Origin of the sequence: Caballeronia sp. GACF4 (assembly GCF_023631025.1) — a bacterium.
GTDB lineage: Bacteria > Pseudomonadota > Gammaproteobacteria > Burkholderiales > Burkholderiaceae > Caballeronia.
Genome location: NZ_JALQDW010000005.1, coordinates 223881 through 241705, shown reverse-complemented (window position 1 = coordinate 241705; position 17825 = coordinate 223881). Strand labels below are relative to the sequence as shown.

Genomic DNA, 17825 nt, shown 5'->3' with positions numbered 1-17825 from the left:
GCCCGAAGGCCGGTTTTTCGTTTGAAGCACCGGTTCGATCAGTTCCGGTTGCCGCCGAAGATGCCGAGCAGTGCCAGCAAATTCGTGAAGACGTTGTACAGATCGAGGTAGATGGCGAGCGTCGCGCTGATGTAGTTCGTCTCGCCGCCATTCACAACGCGCTGCACGTCGAACAGCATGTAAGCCGAGAAGATGACGATGGCGAGCACGGAGATCGTCAGCATGAGCGCCGGCAGTTGCAGGAAAATGTTCGCGACTGCAGCCAGCAGAATGACCATCACGCCCATGAACAGCCACTTGCCGAGGCCCGAAAAGTCACGCTTGCTGACCGTGGCGATGGTCGCCATGGCCGCGAAAATCACGCCCGTGCCGCCAAAGGCCATCATGATGAGCTGCGGCCCATTCGAGAAACCGAGGATGAAGCTCAAAAGACGCGAGAGCATCAGGCCCATGAAGAACGTGAAGCCGAGCAGGACGACCACGCCCATGCTGCTGTTCTTCGTTTTCTCGATGGCGAACATGAAGCCGAACGCAATCGCCATGAACGCGATGAAGCTCATTGCCGGGCTGGTGGCCGCGAAGAGGGAAAAGCCCGTCGCTACGCCGACCCACGCGCCGAGCACCGTCGGCACCATGGAAAGCGCCAGCAGCCAGTAAGTGTTGCGTAGCACGCGGTTGCGCACCTCGACCGAAGTGACGCTGCCGTTGCGTCCAAAACTGTAGGGTGATTCGTTCATGGTTTCTCCTTGCTTCAAATTGTCTGTCGTCGACCCGCGCTACATCCGTCATATACGAATGATACGGTAGGAATACTTAAGCGATTATGAGGCCGTTGCCCGCGCCATTCCGGTTTCGTGCAGTGCCTGATGTCGCGAGGCGGTTGCAAAGCGCGGCTCGACTCCAATATGACTGCCGCACGGTCCGAAATCAATGGCGCCGACGTTTCTCGGCGCGATACACGCTCAAGGCACGCTGGCGTATGACGGTTCGACCCTTACGGCGCCGTAAGGTTTCAATCGCAATCATACCCTGCTTCATGCTACAATTGTCCATTCCTTTTAATCCGTAAACCGTTAATTTTTTGGAGTTTTTCATGGCAATCGAGCGCACCCTGTCGATTATCAAGCCGGACGCAGTGGCAAAGAATGTTATCGGCCAAATCTACAGCCGTTTCGAGAGTGCTGGACTCAAGATCATTGCTTCGCGCATGGTGCATCTGTCGCGCGCGGACGCGGAAAAGTTCTACGCAGTGCACGCTGCACGCCCGTTCTTCAAGGACCTCGTGGAATTCATGATCTCCGGTCCGGTGCAGATTCAAGTGCTGGAAGGCGAAGGCGCGATCATCAAGAACCGCGACCTGATGGGCGCGACCGATCCGAAGAAGGCAGACAAGGGCACGATCCGCGCTGATTTCGCGGACAGCATCGATGCAAACGCCGTGCACGGTTCCGACGCTCCGGAAACGGCAGCGCAGGAAATCGCGTTCTTCTTCCCGCAAGTGAACGTCTACTCGCGCTAAGTCGCGCGTTGGTTGCCGCATCGGTCCGTGCCTCGAGGCAGTGCGCCGGATCATGCGGCTGTCGCGCCGGCATCGCTTGAAAAGCTGGAACATGCAGGAATTGGCGCGAACGGTCTCGGGCAAAAGCTCCCGAGCTTCGCAATCTGAAATGGCAGGACTCGACATGACGAACAGCAGCACCGTCAATCTTCTCGATCTCGACGCCGCCGGGCTCGTCGCTTATTGCGGCAGCCTGGGCGAAAAGCCGTTTCGCGCCAAGCAATTGCAGCGCTGGATCCACCAATATGGCGTCGACGACTTCGACGGCATGACGGACCTCGCGAAATCGCTGCGCGAAAAACTCAAGGGTCTCGCCAGTTTGGCGATGCCCGAAATCTCTCGCGATCACGTTTCCACCGACGGCACGCGCAAGTGGCTGATCGACGTAGGCAACGGCAACGCGGTCGAAACCGTGTTCATTCCCGAGGAAACGCGCGGCACGTTGTGCGTGTCCTCGCAGGCAGGCTGCGCGGTGAACTGCCGGTTCTGTTCCACAGGCAAGCAGGGATTTTCCCGCAATCTGACCACTGGCGAGATCATCGGCCAGTTGCGCATGGCCGAATTCGCGCTGCGCAAGTCGCTCGGGCGCGAAGTCGGCGGCCCGGGAAAGGGCGAGCGCGTCATCACCAATGTCGTGATGATGGGCATGGGCGAGCCCATGCTGAATTACGACGCCGTCGTGCCCGCCATGCGTCTAATGCTCGACGACAACGCCTATGGCCTGTCGCGCCGTCGCGTGACGCTATCCACTTCCGGCGTCGTGCCCATGATGGACCGCCTCGCCGCGGATCTGCCAGTGGCGCTTGCCGTGTCGCTACACGCGCCGAACGATCCGCTGCGCGACATGCTGGTGCCGCTCAACAAGAAGTATCCGCTGCGTGAATTGATGGCTGCGTGCCAGCGCTATCTGAAGGTTGCGCCGCGCGATTTCATCACGTTCGAATACTGCATGCTCGACGGCGTCAACGACACCGAAGCCCATGCGCGCGAACTGCTGGCCGTCACGCGCGACGTGCCGTGCAAATTCAACCTCATTCCGTTCAATCCGTTCCCGGAATCAGGTCTGACTCGCTCGAAGAACGAGCAGATCAAGCGCTTCGCGCAGGTTCTGATGGACGCGGGCATTGTCACCACCGTGCGCAAGACGCGCGGCGACGACATCGACGCAGCTTGCGGGCAGCTTGCGGGCGAGGTGAAGGATCGCACGCGCCTCGTGGAACGCATGGGTCGCGCGCCAGGCAAGGTGATCGAGGTGCGCGCGGTCTGACGCATTGCCGCCGTACAGCGAAGAAAAACAAGTCCGAAAAGACGGAAGTCGCGCCAGGCCGGCGCGCAAAGCCGAACATTTTGTTATAAAGCGGTCTGCAACATTGCCGGGGCTGTATCGTTCACGTTTTGATGCAATCCGCCGGCTTAGCCGCGCTATATAAAAGAATCGATGCGAGGAAATTGGGATGAGTGAGCCGCAGCACCCGACGCCTTTTGGCAGTCATACCGGGGGTCTTCCTGTCAATGAGCATGACAGTCAGGCGGGCACTGGCGGGGCGGCATCGAACGCGAGTCAGACGGGGCCTCTGGATTCGATTGCCGCCGTCGGCGCGCGGCTCGCGCAGCTTCGTCACGCGAAGTCATGGTCGATCGACGACATTTCAGCGCGTCTCAAGGTCTCGCCGAGCAAGCTGCTCGCGCTCGAAGCGGGCGACATCAGTCAACTGCCCGATCGCACGTTCGCAGCGGGTATCGTGCGTAGCTACGCCAAGGTTCTTGGTACCGATCCCGCGCCTTTCACGCAGGCGTTTCGTCGCGAGGGCGCGGCGGTCGGGCAAAATCTGAAAGTGCCTGCTTCGGCGGGTGCGGGGCTGCCGCGACAGCGCGTGTCGGTGCCGCTAGGTGGTTCGTCGGGCAAGAAGCGCTCGTGGCTCTGGGGCATCGCGGCGGTCGTCGTGGTGTTGGCCGCGCTCGTGATGTGGCATACCGGCGGCGATTCGTCGGCGTGGCTCGCGCGCCTCAAGTCGAGCACGGGCGCTGGCACGGCCGCGCCGGGCGACACGGTGTCCGCTTCCGTCGTCTCCACGCCTGATGAAGCCGCCGCGGCGAACACCGGCGAAGCCGCCTCGCTGCCCGAAGTGGCCGCCGCGCCCGGCGAACAGCCGATGCCACGTCCGCTCGGCACGAACGCGTTGCCGGCCTCGTCGTCGACCATTGCGGCGTTGCAGGGCGCAAGCGCGTCGGCCGCAGCCAAGCAGGCGCCGGCCGCTGGCGCCGCCGCATCCGCGCCGGTCGTCGCCGGCACGGGCGCGAGCGCAGTCGAATTGAAAGTGAAGGAAGATAGCTGGTTCAGCGTGCGCGGCAAGGACGGCAAGGAGGTTTTCTCCGGTCTCGTCCACGCGGGAAGCACGCAACGCGTGCAGGGCGAAGCGCCGTTCAAGGTGACCGTCGGCAACGCGAAGAGCGTCGATTCCATCTCGTTTGACGATCAGCCGGTCGACGCCAAGAAATACGTTTCCGCACGCGGCAACGTCGCGCGCTTCACGCTGCCCTGAACGGGCGGCGCGTAGCGGTGTCGGAGTCGGAGGTTCAGCGCGCGTGCAAGTCATGGGCATTCCGGCTTTTTCCGTGATGCCCGTTCAAGGTTCCATATTCGCACCGTCGCGCCGCTTGCACGCGGCGCCTGGTGGCCAAAGGGTTTTTCGATGCAATCCGAAGCTCAATCCCTGATTAGCAGCAAGATCTGTTCGACCGAACCGGTGTTCGGCGGCTCGTCGAAGCGTCGTGCATCGCATGCGGTGGACGTGCGCTGGGGCGGTCAGCTCGTCACCATCGGCGGCGACTCACCGGTGCGCGTGCAGTCGATGACCAACACCGACACCGCCGACGCCATCGGAACCGCCATCCAGATCAAGGAACTGGCGCAGGCGGGTTCCGAACTCGTGCGCATCACGGTGAATACGCCGGAAGCGGCGGCGGAAGTGCCGCACATCCGCGATCAACTCGACCGCATGGGCGTGTCCGTGCCGCTCGTCGGCGACTTCCATTACAACGGGCATCTGCTGCTGCGCGATCATCCGGCGTGCGCCGAAGCGCTGTCGAAGTACCGCATCAATCCCGGCAACGTCGGACAGGGCGCAAAGCGCGACACGCAATTCGCGCAGATGATCGAAGCCGCGATCAAGTACGACAAACCGGTGCGCATCGGCGTGAACTGGGGCAGTCTCGACCAGGACCTGCTCGCGCGCATGATGGACGAAAACGCCGCGCGCTCGGCGCCGTGGGAACTGCAAAGTGTGATGTATGAAGCGCTGATCCAGTCGGCGGTCGGCTCGGCGGAACGCGCGGTCGAACTCGGCCTCGGTCGCGACAAGATCATCCTGTCGTGCAAGGTGAGCGGCGTGCAGGATCTGGTCGCCGTTTATCGCGAACTCGCTAAACGTTGCAGCTTCGCGCTGCATCTCGGCCTGACCGAGGCGGGCATGGGCTCGAAGGGCATCGTCGCTTCGACGGCGGCGCTGTCGTTGCTGCTGCAGGAAGGCATCGGCGACACCATCCGTATTTCGCTGACGCCCGAGCCAGGCGGCGCGCGCACGGGCGAAGTGGTCGTCGGCCAGGAAATCCTCCAGACCATGGGCCTGCGTTCCTTTACGCCCATGGTCATTGCATGTCCCGGCTGCGGGCGCACGACCAGCACGCTGTTCCAGGAACTCGCGTCGCAGATCCAAAGCTATTTGCGCAACTCCATGCCCGTGTGGCGCGACCAGTTTCCCGGCGTCGAGAAGATGCACGTCGCGGTGATGGGCTGCATCGTCAACGGGCCTGGCGAATCGAAACACGCGAACATCGGCATTAGTTTGCCGGGTTCGGGCGAAAATCCCGCCGCGCCCGTGTTTATCGACGGCGTGAAGGTGAAGACCTTGCGTGGCGAGCGTATCGCCGAGGAATTCCAGCAAATCGTCAGCGACTACGTCGAGCGCACCTACGGGCAAGAAACCGGCAAGCGCGAAGAAACGTCCGCGGCAACACTTTAAAGACAGATGACTGAACAGAAGAAACGGCTCGGCAAGCTGACCGGCGTCAAGGGCATGAACGACATCCTCCCGCAGGACGCCGCGTTGTGGGACTTCTTCGAATCCACGGTGAAGTCGATGCTGCGCGCATACGGCTATCAGAACATCCGCACGCCGATCATCGAGCATACGCAGTTGTTCACGCGCGGGATCGGCGAAGTGACGGATATCGTCGAAAAAGAGATGTACAGCTTCACCGATTCGCTCAACGGCGAACATCTCACCATGCGGCCCGAAAACACGGCGGCGGTGGTGCGCGCGAGCATCGAACACAACCTGCTTTACGACGGTCCGAAGCGCCTGTGGTACATCGGCCCGATGTTCCGTCACGAACGTCCGCAGCGCGGGCGGTATCGCCAGTTCCATCAGGTCGGCGTGGAAGCACTCGGTTTCGCGGGACCGGACACGGACGCCGAAATCATCATGATGTGTCAGCGCCTGTGGGACGACCTTGGGTTGACCGGCATTCGCCTGGAACTGAATTCACTTGGCCAGCCTGACGAGCGCGCGGCGCACCGCAAGGAACTGATCGCGTATCTGGAGCAGCACGTCGACGCGCTCGACGAAGAAGCCAAACGACGTCTCTACACCAACCCGCTGCGCGTGCTCGACACGAAGAATCCCGCGCTGCAGGAAATTGCGCAGAACGCGCCAAAGCTCACCGACTTCCTGGGCGAAGAATCGCGCAAGCATTTCGAGGGCGTGCAAAGGCTGCTGAAGGCCAACAACATTCCGTTCAAGATCAATCCGCGTCTCGTGCGCGGTCTCGACTATTACAACCTCACCGTATTCGAGTGGGTGACCGACAAGCTCGGCGCGCAAGGCACTGTGGCGGGCGGCGGCCGGTACGACCCGCTCATCGAGCAACTTGGCGGCAAGCCCACGGCCGCGTGTGGCTGGGCGATGGGCGTCGAGCGTATCCTCGAGTTGCTGAAGGAAGAGAATCTCGTGCCGGAAGCGGAAGGTACGGACGTCTACGTAGTGCATCAGGGAGAAGCTGCCGCCGAGCAGGCGTTCATCGTGGCGGAGCGTCTGCGCGACACGGGCCTCGACGTGATCCTGCATTGCAGCCCGGACGGCGCGCCTGCCAGCTTCAAGTCACAGATGAAGAAAGCCGATGCGAGCGGCGCGGCTTTTGCCGTCGTGCTGGGCGAAGACGAACTCGCGCAGGGCACGATCGGCGTAAAGCCGCTGCGCCGCGCGGGCGCCGAAACGTCGGACGCGCAAAAGAACGAGCAGGTCAACGTTCCGGCGGAAGACTTGACCGAATACCTAATCAATGCGATGGTGGCATCCGCCGAAGACTAGGCGGCCCGACACGCGGGCAATGGCCGTGGGCATCGCGCTGGATGAGTGAACTGTCCGGCATCGCGCACGGCACTCGAAGTGCAATGAAACGCAGGAAGGAATAGCTGGACGATGAGCTATCACGACGAAGAAGAATCACTGGAAAGTTTGAAAGCCTGGTGGGCCAAGTGGGGTAATTCCACGACGTGGATCATCCTCGTGGCGCTTGTAATCGCAGCCGGATACAACGGCTGGAATTACTGGCAGCGTCATCAGGCGGCCGAAGCTTCCGTGCTGTACGACCAGCTTCAGCAGGCCGTCACCGGCAATGATCAGAAAATGGTGAGCCGTATTGCGACGGACATGGAAGACAAGTTCGGCAGCACGGCCTACGCTCAGATGAGCGCGCTCACCGCGGCCAAGTCGCTATACACGGCGGGCGATACCGCCGGCACGAAAGCGCAACTGCAATGGGCCATCGATCACGCGAAGGACGACGAGTACAAGCAAGTCGCGAAGCTGCGCCTCGCGCTGGTGCTCCTCGACGAGAAAAATTACGACGCGGGTCTGAAGCTGCTCGCGGATGCGCCGCTCGACGCCTACAAGGGTGTGATCGCGGACCGTCGCGGCGATCTGCTTGCGGCGCAAGGCAAGCGCGACGACGCCCGCGCATCCTACAAGCTGGCGCTCGGCGCGCTGCCCGCGAACGATACCTCCGCGCGGCAACTGGTCCAGTTCAAGCTCGACGCGCTCGGCGGCTGAAGAGCGCGCGGCGCCGCAATCGACCGAGCCATATAACAATCAGGCCGCCCAGCCGCGCAATGCCTTGAAGGCGAAGGCGCGGCCGGGCGCCGATCAACCGAATCCGATAATTCATGTTGCGTCCACCGATGACTTTTTTGAAACGCTACGCCGTGCCGTTTGCCTGCGCGATGACCGCCTTGCTCGCGGCTTGCTCATCCACCAAGGATGAACGCCGCGTGCCGACACCGCTCGTCGAGTTCAAGCCGGTGCTCAACGTCTCCCAGGCGTGGAAGGCGAGCGTCGGCAAGGCAGGCCGCTATCTGTTCGCGCCGGTTGCCGTGGGCGACGCAATTTTTGCCGCAGGCGAGAACGGCTCGGTCGTGAAGATCGACGCGAAAACGGGTCAGGATGTCTGGCGCATCAAGCTCAAGGACGATCTGTCGGCGGGCGTCGGCAGCGACGGCAATCTGACTGCGGTCGGCGGTCTGAAGGGTTCGGTCTACGTGCTCGGACCGGACGGCAAGCAGTTGTGGACGGCAGTCGCGCCGGGCGAACTGATCTCTCCGCCGCTCGTCGGCAATGATCTCGTGATCGTGCGTACCATCGACGGCAAGGTCGTGGCCTTCAACGCGCAGACCGGCGAACAAAAGTGGGTCTTCCAATTGCGCGCGGTGCCGCTGAATCTGCGCGTCGCGGCGGGCATGACCTTCGCCGGCAATCAGGCCGTGCTTGCTGGATTCCCGGGCGGCACGTTCGCGGCAATCAACCTGCAAACGGGCGATGCCTTCTGGCAAACGCCTGTTTCATATCCGAAGGGCGTGACCGAAGTCGAGCGCATCAACGACGTAACCGGCGCGCCGGGACTCGTCGGCGCGCAGAGCTGCGCGGTGACGTTCCAGGGCCGCATCGGCTGCTTCAATGCAAATTCCGGCCGTCCGGACTGGGAAAAGAGCTTCTCGTCCGACAGCGGTCTTGCACAGGATTCGGACTTGGTCGCAGCAGGCGACGACTGGTCGGTCGTAAATGCATTCCGCACCTCGGACGGCTCGCAGCTCTGGAAGACGGACAAGCTGAAGAACCGCCAGGTCAGCGTGCCGTATATTCTCGGTCGCGCGGTCGTTGTTGGCGACTTCGAAGGTTACGTCCACTTCCTGAGCGCGGATAACGGCGAACTCGTCGGCCGCGCCAAGACCGACGGCAGCGCGATCACCGCGCCGCCCGTGCTCGCCGGCAACACGCTCGTGGTCCTGACGCACGACGGCGGCATCTACGGCTTTCGTCCCAGCAACTAACACGCGCGTGATCGTTAGATCGAGCGGTATTGAGCGGTATTGCGCGCTCGAAGCCCATCGCGCGGCAGGTCCGGCCAGAACCGGGCCGCAAGAGAAAGCAGGAGGCGCGGCAATCGCGCGCACTCCCGAGAGCCTGCCAGCGGAACGCAAAAAGCGCGGTGGGCTGCAAGAATCAAAGCGCGTCGCGCGAAGGCGGCGCGCCAAAACTGCCTCTGACGAGGCGCAGCGGCGTCCCAGCGCCGCAGGCTTGACACACTGACGCCGTGACGCGTCGCGCGTGCCGCAAGCCGAATCCATGCTAATTTTCGACAAGCGCAGCCGTGGCGCGGCATGAGCGGAACGAGAGGTCTCGTTCGCACGCCTCGTGTGCCGTCTTGCGTTCAACCTTGAACAACATCTGATGAAACCCGTGATTGCCCTCGTCGGGCGCCCCAATGTGGGGAAATCCACCTTATTCAACCGGCTGACGCGTTCGCGCGATGCACTCGTCGCCGATCTGCCCGGCCTCACCCGCGACCGCCACTACGGCGAAGGCCGTGTGGGCGGCGAGCGGCCGTATCTCGTCGTGGATACGGGCGGCTTCGAGCCGGTCGCGAAAGACGGCATCCTGCACGCAATGGCGCGGCAAACGCGTCAGGCGGTGGAAGAGGCAGACATCGTCGTGTTCATCGTCGATGGACGCAACGGGCTCGCGCCGCAAGACAAGGCGATTGCCGACTATCTGCGCAAGACCGGCCGACCGCTTTTTCTCGTCGTGAACAAGGCCGAGGGCATGAAGTATTCGGCCGTCGCGTCCGACTTCTACGAACTCGGTCTCGGCGATCCGCGCGCGATCTCGGCTGCGCACGGCGACGGCGTCACCGAGATGATCAACGACGCGCTCGACATCGCTTATGCCGGTCAGCCCGAGGAGAGCGAAGAAGAGAAGGCGCAGCACGGCGTGAAGATTGCCATCGTCGGACGTCCGAACGTTGGCAAGTCGACGCTCGTGAACGCATTGCTCGGCGAGGAGCGCGTGATCGCGTTCGACATGCCCGGCACCACGCGCGATTCGATTTATATTGATTTCGAGCGACAAGGCCGCAAATACACGCTTATCGACACGGCGGGCTTGCGTCGTCGCGGCAAGGTGTTCGAGGCCATCGAGAAGTTTTCGGTGGTGAAGACCTTGCAGTCCATTTCCGATGCCAACGTCGTGATTCTTTTGCTCGATGCCCAGCAGGACATCTCGGATCAGGACGCGCACATCGCGGGCTTCGTGGTCGAACAGGGCCGCGCGCTCGTGGTCGGCGTGAACAAGTGGGACGGTCTGGACTCGCATGTGCGCGAGCGCACGAAGGCGGATCTCACCCGCAAGCTCAAGTTTTTGGACTTTGCTAAATTTCACTACGTCTCGGCGCTGGAGAAGAGCGGCATCAGCCCATTGATGAAGTCTGTCGATGAAGCCTACGCCGCCGCCATGGCCAAGTTGCCGACACCGAAGCTCACGCGCGCGCTCATCGACGCGGTGGAGTTTCAGCAGCCGCGCCGTCGCGGTCCGGTTCGTCCGAAGCTGCGTTATGCCCACCAGGGTGGACAAAATCCGCCGATCATCGTGGTGCACGGCAATGCGCTCGACGCCATTACCGAGACTTATAAACGCTATCTGGAAGGGCGCTTCCGAGAAACTTTTGGATTGGTCGGGACGCCACTGCGCATAGAGTTCCGGTCAAGCCATAACCCTTACGCGGACAAAGGCTGAAAGCCGCGTGAGTCAAGCGTTTCAGGCCGGTCGGCCATTTGGCCAGGCTGGTGCGGAAACGAAAATCAGCTATAGTGTAGCGATTGTCGGCGGATCTCTTTTTCTTCGCCGACAATAAATCCAACCTGCAAAAAAACACGGAGTTTGCTATGAGCAACAAAGGGCAATTGTTACAAGACCCGTTTTTGAACGCGCTGCGTAAAGAGCACGTGCCGGTGTCGATCTATTTGGTCAACGGCATCAAGCTTCAAGGAAACATCGAATCGTTCGACCAGTATGTCGTGTTGCTCCGAAATACGGTCACACAGATGGTCTACAAGCACGCCATTTCCACCGTCGTGCCGGCCCGTCCGGTGAATTTCCACCCGGACGCTGAATCGTCCTAAACCTCGTCGCGACCGGCGCTGTTTTAAAAAAAGCGAACATCAAACAATTCGCCGGTCGCTTCAAAAACCGAAAAATATCAATTTGATCAATGCAGCGCTCGTCGGCATCGACTTCGGCAAGATCGATTTCGAAGCCAGTCTGGAAGAACTCAGCCTGCTCGCACAAAGTGCAGGCGCCCATCCCGCCGTCACGCTAACCGGCCGCCGTTCGGCTCCGGACGCTAAGATGTTTATTGGCAGCGGCAAGGTTGAAGAACTGCGCCTTTCTTGCGAAGCGAACGACGTCGAACTCGTCATCTTCAATCACGCACTCGCGCCCGCGCAGCAGCGCAATCTCGAACTCGCGCTCGACCGCCGCGTGGTGGACCGCACGAGCCTCATCCTCGACATTTTTGCGCAGCGCGCCCGCAGCCACGAAGGCAAATTGCAGGTCGAACTCGCACAGCTGCAGTATCTGTCGACACGGCTCATTCGCGCGTGGACTCACCTGGAACGGCAAAAGGGCGGTATTGGCCTGCGCGGTCCGGGCGAAACGCAGCTCGAAACGGACCGCCGGCTGATCGGTGAGCGTATCAAGGCGCTCAAGACCCGGCTCGAGAAGTTGCGCCGTCAGCATGGTACGCAGCGTCGTCAGCGCACGCGTAATCGCACGATGTCGGTCTCCCTCGTCGGCTATACCAACGCCGGCAAGTCCACGCTGTTCAATGCGCTCACGAAGGCGCAGGCCTACGCCGCCGACCAGCTTTTCGCCACGCTCGACACAACCTCGCGTCGCGTCTATCTCGGCGAGGAAGCGGGGCACGTGGTGGTATCGGACACGGTCGGGTTCATCCGCGAATTGCCTCACCAGCTCGTCGCGGCCTTTCGCGCCACGCTCGAGGAAACCATCCACGCAGACTTGCTGCTGCATGTGGTCGATGCATCGAGCGCCGTGCGCCTCGATCAAATCGATCAGGTGAACGAGGTATTGCGCGGCATCGGCGCGGATTCCATCCGGCAGGTTCTCGTCTTCAACAAGATCGACGCGGTGCCTGAGCTGGCGGCCCGTGGCGAAGCGGTTGAAAGGGACGAGTATGGTAATATTTCGCGCGTCTTTTTGAGTGCACGCTCGGGCCAGGGGCTCGATGCGCTGCGCGCTGCCATCGCCGAAATCGCTGCTGCGGAAACGGACGAAAGCGAAGAGGCTTTACCAAGCGTGCTCGCTGAAATCGAAGCGCCGCAACTCGAGTCCGATGCAACGCAATCCCCGCTGTCCGGGTCAAACGAAACACACGACACGAACGCGCAGCCGGAAGACCACCGGCTGACCGAACAACGTGACCACAAGGTTTCCGAGCACGGTCACTGATCGGCTCGCGGAACTCCGGATTGCATCGCCCGGGCTTATCTGTCTGGATGTCTACCCCCGGCTGTCTAATGGTGAATCACCGAGTGAACGACTACAACGAGCGGACTAACAGGCAGCGCATGCATGCCGCCTTTTCGATCAACGATCCGCGCTGGGGGCGGGGCGAAGGCAACGGCGTGAAGAACGACTCGAAGCGTCCGCAAGACGGCAAGCGCCCGAACGGCAAGGACGAAGGCCCGCCCGATCTCGACGAGATGTGGCGCGACTTCAACCGCCGCATAGCCGGTCTGTTCGGACGCAAGCCCAACGGCGGCGCGCCGCGCGAGAACGGCCGCGGCACGCGCATCGGGCTTGGCATCGTCATTGGCGTGCTGATCGCCATCTATCTCGGCAGCGGCGTGTTTGTCGTACAGGACGGTCACGTCGGCGTGGTATCGCAGTTCGGCAAATATCGGCAAACGGTGGCGCAAGGCATTCACTGGCGCCTGCCGTATCCGTTTCAGTCGCACGATATAGTCGACATCTCGCAGGTCCGCTCGGTCGAAGTGGGTCGCGGCACCGCGCTCGCGCAAGGCAACGTGCGCGATGCCTCGGTTCTGACGAACGACGCCGATATCGTCGACGTGCGCTTCGCCGTGCAATATCAGATCAAGTCGCCGACCGACTTCCTGTTCCGCAATCTCGATCCCGACCAGAGCGTCACGCAGGCGTCGCAGGCGGCAGTCCGCGAGATCGCCGGGTCTATCAGCACGGACGACATGCTCTACAAGGATCGCGAGGCGTTGCGCGCGCGTCTGACCGAATCCATCCAGCGCTCGCTCGATCTCTACCGCACCGGTTTGCAGGTGACGGGCGTGACCGTGCAAAGCGTGCAGGTGCCGACGCAAGTGCAGGCGGCATTCGAGGAAGCATCGCGCGTGCGTCAGGACAACGAGCGCGCTCGCGACATCGCGCAAGCCTATGCCGATCAGCTGCTGCCGCGTGCGAAAGCCGACGCGGCGCGTCTCGTCGACGAAGCCACGGCCTACGGCAATCGCCAGGTGACCGAAGCACAGGGCGACGCCGAGCGCTTCAAGCAGGTCTACGAGCAATACTCGAAAGCGCCCGCGGTCATTCGTCAACGCATGTACCTGGACACGATGCAGCAAATCTATTCGCGTACCACGAAGGTCTTCGTGGACAGCAAGGCAGGCAATAACGTGGTGTACCTGCCGCTGGACAAGCTCGTCGAGGCGAATCGTCAGCAGGTGAAAGAAGCCGATGCCGCCAGTGCCGCCGCAGCCGCAAGCGCGCCCGCTGGCGATGGCGCACAGGCGCGTGCGCCGGGCGTGGCGTCGTCGCCGGCCGTGGTGAGCGCGCCGGCCAACGGAGCGATCAACAACGGCGCGGCCAGCGCGACGACTGCAGCCAGTGCGGCCAGCGCGGCCAGTGCCGCAAGCGGTGCAAGCGACCCGTTGCGCTCCCGCGATGCTTTCCGCTCGCGCAATCGTCAAGACGACCTGCAATAAGGAGCGCGAGAACATGAATCGAATCATTGCGCTTGTGGTCGCTGTCGTGATCGTGCTGTTCATCGGTTCATCGATGATCTTCACGGTCGACGAACGGCATGCTGCTGTCGTGGCTTCCCACGGTGACGGCGAACCGAAACTCGACGGCCCGGGCCTGCATTTCAAGCTGCCCGCGCCGTTCCAGACGCTCACGCTCGTCGATACCCGCACGCTCACCATCGACGAAGCGGGCGCGGACCGCTTCGCCACGTCGGACAAGAACGACGTGCTGGTGAATACCGTCATCAAGTATCGCGTGGCCGATCCGCTCAAACTGTTCGAGAGCAACGAGAAGAACACGCAGACCGCGCAGGAGCGCATCGTCGGGCTCGCGCGCACGTCGCTCGCCAGTGCGTTCGCGAAGCGTTCGCTCACGGACGCGCTCGGCAGCCAGCAAACGCTCGCAAGCGAAGCGCAGAAGTCGGTGGAAGACGCGGCGGCGGCCTTCGGCGTGCAGCTCGTGGATTTGCAGATGACGCGTATCGACTTTCCGTCCGTGGTAGCCGACTCGGTCTACAAACGCATGATCGCGGCGCGTCAGCAGGCCGCCGCCATCGAGCGCGCGAAGGGCACGGCGGACGCCGACAAGATCAAGGCGGACGCCCAGCGCGAACAACAGGCGATTCTCGCCGATGCATACAGTCAGGCACAGTCCATCAAGGGCGAAGGAGACAGCAAGGCGGCAGCCATAGCGGCGGACGCCTACGGACGCGATCCGCAGTTCTACCAGTTCTATCAGAGCCTCGAAGCGTATAAGAAGACCTTCAAGCCGGGCGACGTGATGGTGGTCGACCCGAGCAGCGATTTCTTCCGCTTCATGCGCGGCCCGAACGGCGGCAGCGCGGATGTTTCTTCCGCGGCTGCCACGGCCAAGCGCTGATCGTGCCCCGCGAAAGCGCGATCCGTTCGCGCTTTCGCCTTTCTCCCTTGGAACATGGCCGAGACGTTACTGCTCGCACTTGCGTTGATGCTGATCATCGAAGGAATGTTTCCCTTCGTTTTTCCGACCGCGTGGCGCGATACCTTTCGCCGCATCGCGGAGCGCCCGACGCATCACATCCGCATTGGCGGACTGATCGCGATGGTGCTCGGGCTCATCCTGCTGCTCATCGCAACGTGAGCACACCGTGATGCGCCAATTGGCCTATCTTGTTTAAATCCGTTCGTCAAAGCGCGCCGCGTCACGCGCCGCGCGCCCCGTAGGAAACGTATCGATGTCCACCTGGTTGCTTCCCGAAAATATCGCCGACGTCTTGCCGTCGGAAGCCCGCAAGATCGAAGAGTTGCGACGCCGTCTGCTCGATCGTTTCCGTTCGTACGGTTACGAGCTCGTGATGCCGCCGATGCTCGAATATCTCGAATCGCTTCTGACGAGCGGCGGCAGCGATTTGAACCTGCGCACCTTCAAACTCGTCGATCAGATGTCCGGGCGCACGCTCGGCTTGCGCGCGGACATCACGCCGCAGGTCTCGCGCATCGACGCGCATCTCTTGAACCGGCATGGCGTGACGCGTCTGTGCTATGCGGGCAACGTGCTGCACACGCGTCCGCGCGGCCTGCACGCGACGCGCGAGCAGATTCAGATCGGCGCGGAAATCTACGGTCACGCGGGGCTCGAAGCGGACCTCGAAATCCAGCAACTGATGCTCGATTCGCTGCATCTCGCGGGTCTCACGAAAGTGCGTCTGGATCTGTGCCACGCGGGCGTGCTCGCCGCGTTGCTGGAACTGGAACCGGCGGCTGCATCGCTTGGCGAAGCGCTCTATGAGGCGCTCGCGAGCAAGGACGTGCCGCGTATCAACGAACTCACGGCGCATCTCGGCCAGGTGCCGCGCGAAGCGTTGCGCGCGCTGCCTACGCTCTACGGCGACGCCTCGGTGCTCGAAACCGCGCGCGGCCGTCTGCCGAATCTGCCGGTCATCGCGCGTGCGCTCGACGATCTCGCGTTTCTCGCAAGCCAGGTCGACGGGGCCGAACTCATGATCGATCTCGCCGATTTGCGCGGCTACGCGTATCACAGCGGCGTGATGTTCTCCGCCTATGTCGACGGCGTGCCCAACGCGGTTGCGCATGGCGGCCGCTACGACGATGTCGGGCTCGCCTACGGACGTGCGCGTCCGGCAACGGGCTTTTCGCTGGACCTGCGTGAAGTCGCGCGTATTTCTCCCGTCGATGCCCGCGGCAGCGCGATCCTTGCACCGTGGAAGCACGAAGACACGCTACGCGCCGCCGTCGCCGCATTGCGCGATGCCGGCGAAGTGGTCATTCAGGCGCTGCCGGGCCACGAGCACGATCTCGACGAATTCGCCTTCGACCGCGTACTCATCGAGCGCGACGGCCAATGGATCGTCGAAGCGCGCGCCTGAACGCGGCGCCTAAGCGCGGCGCATGAAGTGAGCCGCGCGTCATACGAATGGATGCCGATTTCCTAACCCCGACGTATCCCGAAAAATTCGGAACCTGTGGCGAACATAGGTAAAATACGTTTTTAACCAGCTAACGAATCAACATGTCTGCCAGTGCAGTGAATGTGAACCCGGGGCGCAACGTCGTCGTGGTGGGCACCCAATGGGGTGATGAGGGCAAGGGCAAGATCGTCGACTGGCTGACGGACCACGCCCAGGGCGTCGTGCGCTTCCAGGGCGGTCATAACGCCGGCCACACGCTCATCATCGGCGGCAAGAAAACCATTCTGCGCCTCATCCCTTCGGGCATCATGCGCGCGGGCACGGCCTGCTATATCGGCAATGGCGTCGTGTTGTCTCCGGAAGCTTTGTTCAAGGAAATCGACGAGCTCGAAGCCGCGGGCATCGACGTTCAGAAACGCCTGTTCATTTCCGAAGCCGCCACGCTCATTCTTCCATATCACGTCGCGATCGATCAGGCGCGCGAAGCGCGTCGCGGCGCGGGCAAGATCGGCACCACGGGGCGCGGTATCGGTCCGGCATACGAAGACAAGGTCGGCCGTCGCGGGCTGCGCGTGCAGGACCTCTTCGACGTGCCGGTGTTTTCCGAACGTCTGCGCGAAGTGCTGGACTTCCACAACTTCGTGCTGAGCAAGTATCTGGGCGCGGCCGAAGTGGACTACCAGCAAACGCTCGACACCATGCTCGGTTACGCGCCGCGTCTCGAACCCATGGTCACGGACGTCTCGCGCCGTCTGTACGACGAAAACCACGCTGGCCGCAATCTGTTGTTCGAAGGTGCGCAAGGCACGCTGCTCGATGTCGATCACGGCACTTACCCGTTCGTCACGTCGAGCAACTGCGTCGCGGGTGCGGCGACTTCGGGCGCGGGTATCGGTCCGCAACGGCTCAACTACATTCTCGGCATCACCAAGGCGTATTGCACGCGCGTCGGTTCGGGCCCGTTTCCGAGCGAACTGTACGATGCCGACAACGCGCAACGTCAGGACCAGGTGGGCTTGAACCTGGCGACCGTCGGCAAGGAATTTGGCTCGGTCACGGGTCGTCCGCGCCGCACGGGCTGGCTCGACGCCGCCGCGCTGCGCCGCTCCATTCAGATCAACGGTATTTCGGGGCTGTGCATCACCAAGCTCGACGTGCTCGACGGTCTCGAGGAAGTGAAACTGTGCGTGGGCTATAAACTCGACGGCAAAGAGGTCGATATCCTGCCGCGCGGCGCCTCGGAAGTGGCGCGTTGCGAACCGGTCTACGAGACTTTCGGCGGCTGGAAGGAAAGCACCATCGGCATTACGCAATGGGACAGTCTGCCCGAGAACGCGCGTGCTTATCTCGTGCGCGTGCAGGAAGTTGCCGGCGTGCCCATCGACATGGTGTCGACCGGACCGGACCGCGATGAAACCATCCTGTTGCGTCATCCGTTCAAGGTCTGAGCGCG

16 protein-coding genes are annotated in these 17825 nt (G+C 62.2%); 15 read left to right on the top strand and 1 reads right to left on the bottom strand.

From position 1 onward, the window contains the following. Window positions 1-38: 38 nt before the first annotated feature. Window positions 39-737: a Bax inhibitor-1/YccA family protein gene (locus NCR40_RS07290; protein ID WP_250492297.1), complete on the bottom strand. Its 699-nt coding sequence runs from the start codon at window positions 735-737 to the stop codon at window positions 39-41. 356 nt (window positions 738-1093) lie between these two features. Here NCR40_RS07290 and ndk point away from each other — a divergent pair, with 356 nt between their 5' ends. The 15 genes from ndk (at window position 1094) to NCR40_RS07215 (ending at window position 17820) form a co-directional block, all read left to right on the top strand. Then, window positions 1094-1519 (top strand): nucleoside-diphosphate kinase, encoded by a 426-nt coding sequence (gene ndk / locus NCR40_RS07285; protein ID WP_244825340.1) that lies wholly within the window; start codon window positions 1094-1096, stop codon window positions 1517-1519. 163 nt (window positions 1520-1682) lie between these two features. Then, window positions 1683-2825 (top strand): dual-specificity RNA methyltransferase RlmN, encoded by a 1143-nt coding sequence (gene rlmN, locus NCR40_RS07280; protein ID WP_250509093.1) that lies wholly within the window; start codon window positions 1683-1685, stop codon window positions 2823-2825. A 187-nt stretch (window positions 2826-3012) separates the two neighbouring features. Next, window positions 3013-4101 carry a helix-turn-helix domain-containing protein gene (locus NCR40_RS07275; RefSeq protein ID WP_250509092.1) on the top strand — a complete coding sequence of 363 codons (1089 nt, stop codon included), beginning with the start codon at window positions 3013-3015 and terminating at the stop codon, window positions 4099-4101. Between the two features lie 150 nt (window positions 4102-4251). Then, the gene (gene ispG / locus NCR40_RS07270; RefSeq protein ID WP_244825337.1) at window positions 4252-5580 is read left to right on the top strand and encodes a flavodoxin-dependent (E)-4-hydroxy-3-methylbut-2-enyl-diphosphate synthase; all 1329 of its coding nucleotides are present in this window, start codon (window positions 4252-4254) and stop codon (window positions 5578-5580) included. 6 nt (window positions 5581-5586) lie between these two features. Beyond that, on the top strand, window positions 5587-6927 hold the full coding sequence (gene hisS / locus NCR40_RS07265; protein WP_250464961.1) for a histidine--tRNA ligase: 1341 nt from the start codon (window positions 5587-5589) through the stop codon (window positions 6925-6927). A 111-nt stretch (window positions 6928-7038) separates the two neighbouring features. Further along, the gene (locus NCR40_RS07260) at window positions 7039-7668 is read left to right on the top strand and encodes a tetratricopeptide repeat protein (RefSeq protein ID WP_250492301.1); all 630 of its coding nucleotides are present in this window, start codon (window positions 7039-7041) and stop codon (window positions 7666-7668) included. Between the two features lie 128 nt (window positions 7669-7796). Then, window positions 7797-8942 (top strand): outer membrane protein assembly factor BamB, encoded by a 1146-nt coding sequence (gene bamB / locus NCR40_RS07255; protein WP_244825334.1) that lies wholly within the window; start codon window positions 7797-7799, stop codon window positions 8940-8942. Between the two features lie 400 nt (window positions 8943-9342). Continuing rightward, a complete protein-coding gene (der, locus tag NCR40_RS07250) occupies window positions 9343-10683 on the top strand; it encodes a ribosome biogenesis GTPase Der (protein WP_244825333.1) in 1341 nt (446 codons plus the stop codon). Between the two features lie 149 nt (window positions 10684-10832). Beyond that, a complete protein-coding gene (gene hfq, locus NCR40_RS07245; RefSeq protein ID WP_006999489.1) occupies window positions 10833-11069 on the top strand; it encodes an RNA chaperone Hfq in 237 nt (78 codons plus the stop codon). 82 nt (window positions 11070-11151) lie between these two features. After that, window positions 11152-12417, top strand: coding sequence for a GTPase HflX (hflX, locus tag NCR40_RS07240; RefSeq protein ID WP_244825332.1), 1266 nt, complete (start codon window positions 11152-11154; stop codon window positions 12415-12417). An 83-nt stretch (window positions 12418-12500) separates the two neighbouring features. Next, complete coding sequence (hflK, locus tag NCR40_RS07235; protein WP_250509091.1) at window positions 12501-13925, top strand: FtsH protease activity modulator HflK; 1425 nt, start codon at window positions 12501-12503, stop codon at window positions 13923-13925. Between the two features lie 13 nt (window positions 13926-13938). Further along, window positions 13939-14844 carry a protease modulator HflC gene (hflC, locus tag NCR40_RS07230; protein ID WP_244825330.1) on the top strand — a complete coding sequence of 302 codons (906 nt, stop codon included), beginning with the start codon at window positions 13939-13941 and terminating at the stop codon, window positions 14842-14844. 54 nt (window positions 14845-14898) lie between these two features. Then, window positions 14899-15084: a DUF2065 domain-containing protein gene (locus NCR40_RS07225; RefSeq protein ID WP_244825329.1), complete on the top strand. Its 186-nt coding sequence runs from the start codon at window positions 14899-14901 to the stop codon at window positions 15082-15084. 94 nt (window positions 15085-15178) lie between these two features. Then, window positions 15179-16330 carry an ATP phosphoribosyltransferase regulatory subunit gene (locus NCR40_RS07220; protein WP_250464955.1) on the top strand — a complete coding sequence of 384 codons (1152 nt, stop codon included), beginning with the start codon at window positions 15179-15181 and terminating at the stop codon, window positions 16328-16330. A 143-nt stretch (window positions 16331-16473) separates the two neighbouring features. Next, on the top strand, window positions 16474-17820 hold the full coding sequence (locus NCR40_RS07215; protein ID WP_250492305.1) for an adenylosuccinate synthase: 1347 nt from the start codon (window positions 16474-16476) through the stop codon (window positions 17818-17820). Window positions 17821-17825: the final 5 nt, after the last annotated feature.

Coding starts and splice junctions, on each gene's coding strand:
- NCR40_RS07215 (WP_250492305.1), top strand. CDS start 16,474: ATGTCTGCCAGTGCAGTGAATGTGAACCCGGGGCGCAACGTCGTCGTG.
- NCR40_RS07290 (WP_250492297.1), bottom strand. CDS start 737: ATGAACGAATCACCCTACAGTTTTGGACGCAACGGCAGCGTCACTTCG.
- hisS (WP_250464961.1), top strand. CDS start 5,587: ATGACTGAACAGAAGAAACGGCTCGGCAAGCTGACCGGCGTCAAGGGC.
- rlmN (WP_250509093.1), top strand. CDS start 1,683: ATGACGAACAGCAGCACCGTCAATCTTCTCGATCTCGACGCCGCCGGG.
- hflC (WP_244825330.1), top strand. CDS start 13,939: ATGAATCGAATCATTGCGCTTGTGGTCGCTGTCGTGATCGTGCTGTTC.
- ndk (WP_244825340.1), top strand. CDS start 1,094: ATGGCAATCGAGCGCACCCTGTCGATTATCAAGCCGGACGCAGTGGCA.
- NCR40_RS07275 (WP_250509092.1), top strand. CDS start 3,013: ATGAGTGAGCCGCAGCACCCGACGCCTTTTGGCAGTCATACCGGGGGT.
- NCR40_RS07225 (WP_244825329.1), top strand. CDS start 14,899: ATGGCCGAGACGTTACTGCTCGCACTTGCGTTGATGCTGATCATCGAA.
- der (WP_244825333.1), top strand. CDS start 9,343: ATGAAACCCGTGATTGCCCTCGTCGGGCGCCCCAATGTGGGGAAATCC.
- ispG (WP_244825337.1), top strand. CDS start 4,252: ATGCAATCCGAAGCTCAATCCCTGATTAGCAGCAAGATCTGTTCGACC.
- hfq (WP_006999489.1), top strand. CDS start 10,833: ATGAGCAACAAAGGGCAATTGTTACAAGACCCGTTTTTGAACGCGCTG.
- NCR40_RS07260 (WP_250492301.1), top strand. CDS start 7,039: ATGAGCTATCACGACGAAGAAGAATCACTGGAAAGTTTGAAAGCCTGG.
- bamB (WP_244825334.1), top strand. CDS start 7,797: ATGACTTTTTTGAAACGCTACGCCGTGCCGTTTGCCTGCGCGATGACC.
- NCR40_RS07220 (WP_250464955.1), top strand. CDS start 15,179: ATGTCCACCTGGTTGCTTCCCGAAAATATCGCCGACGTCTTGCCGTCG.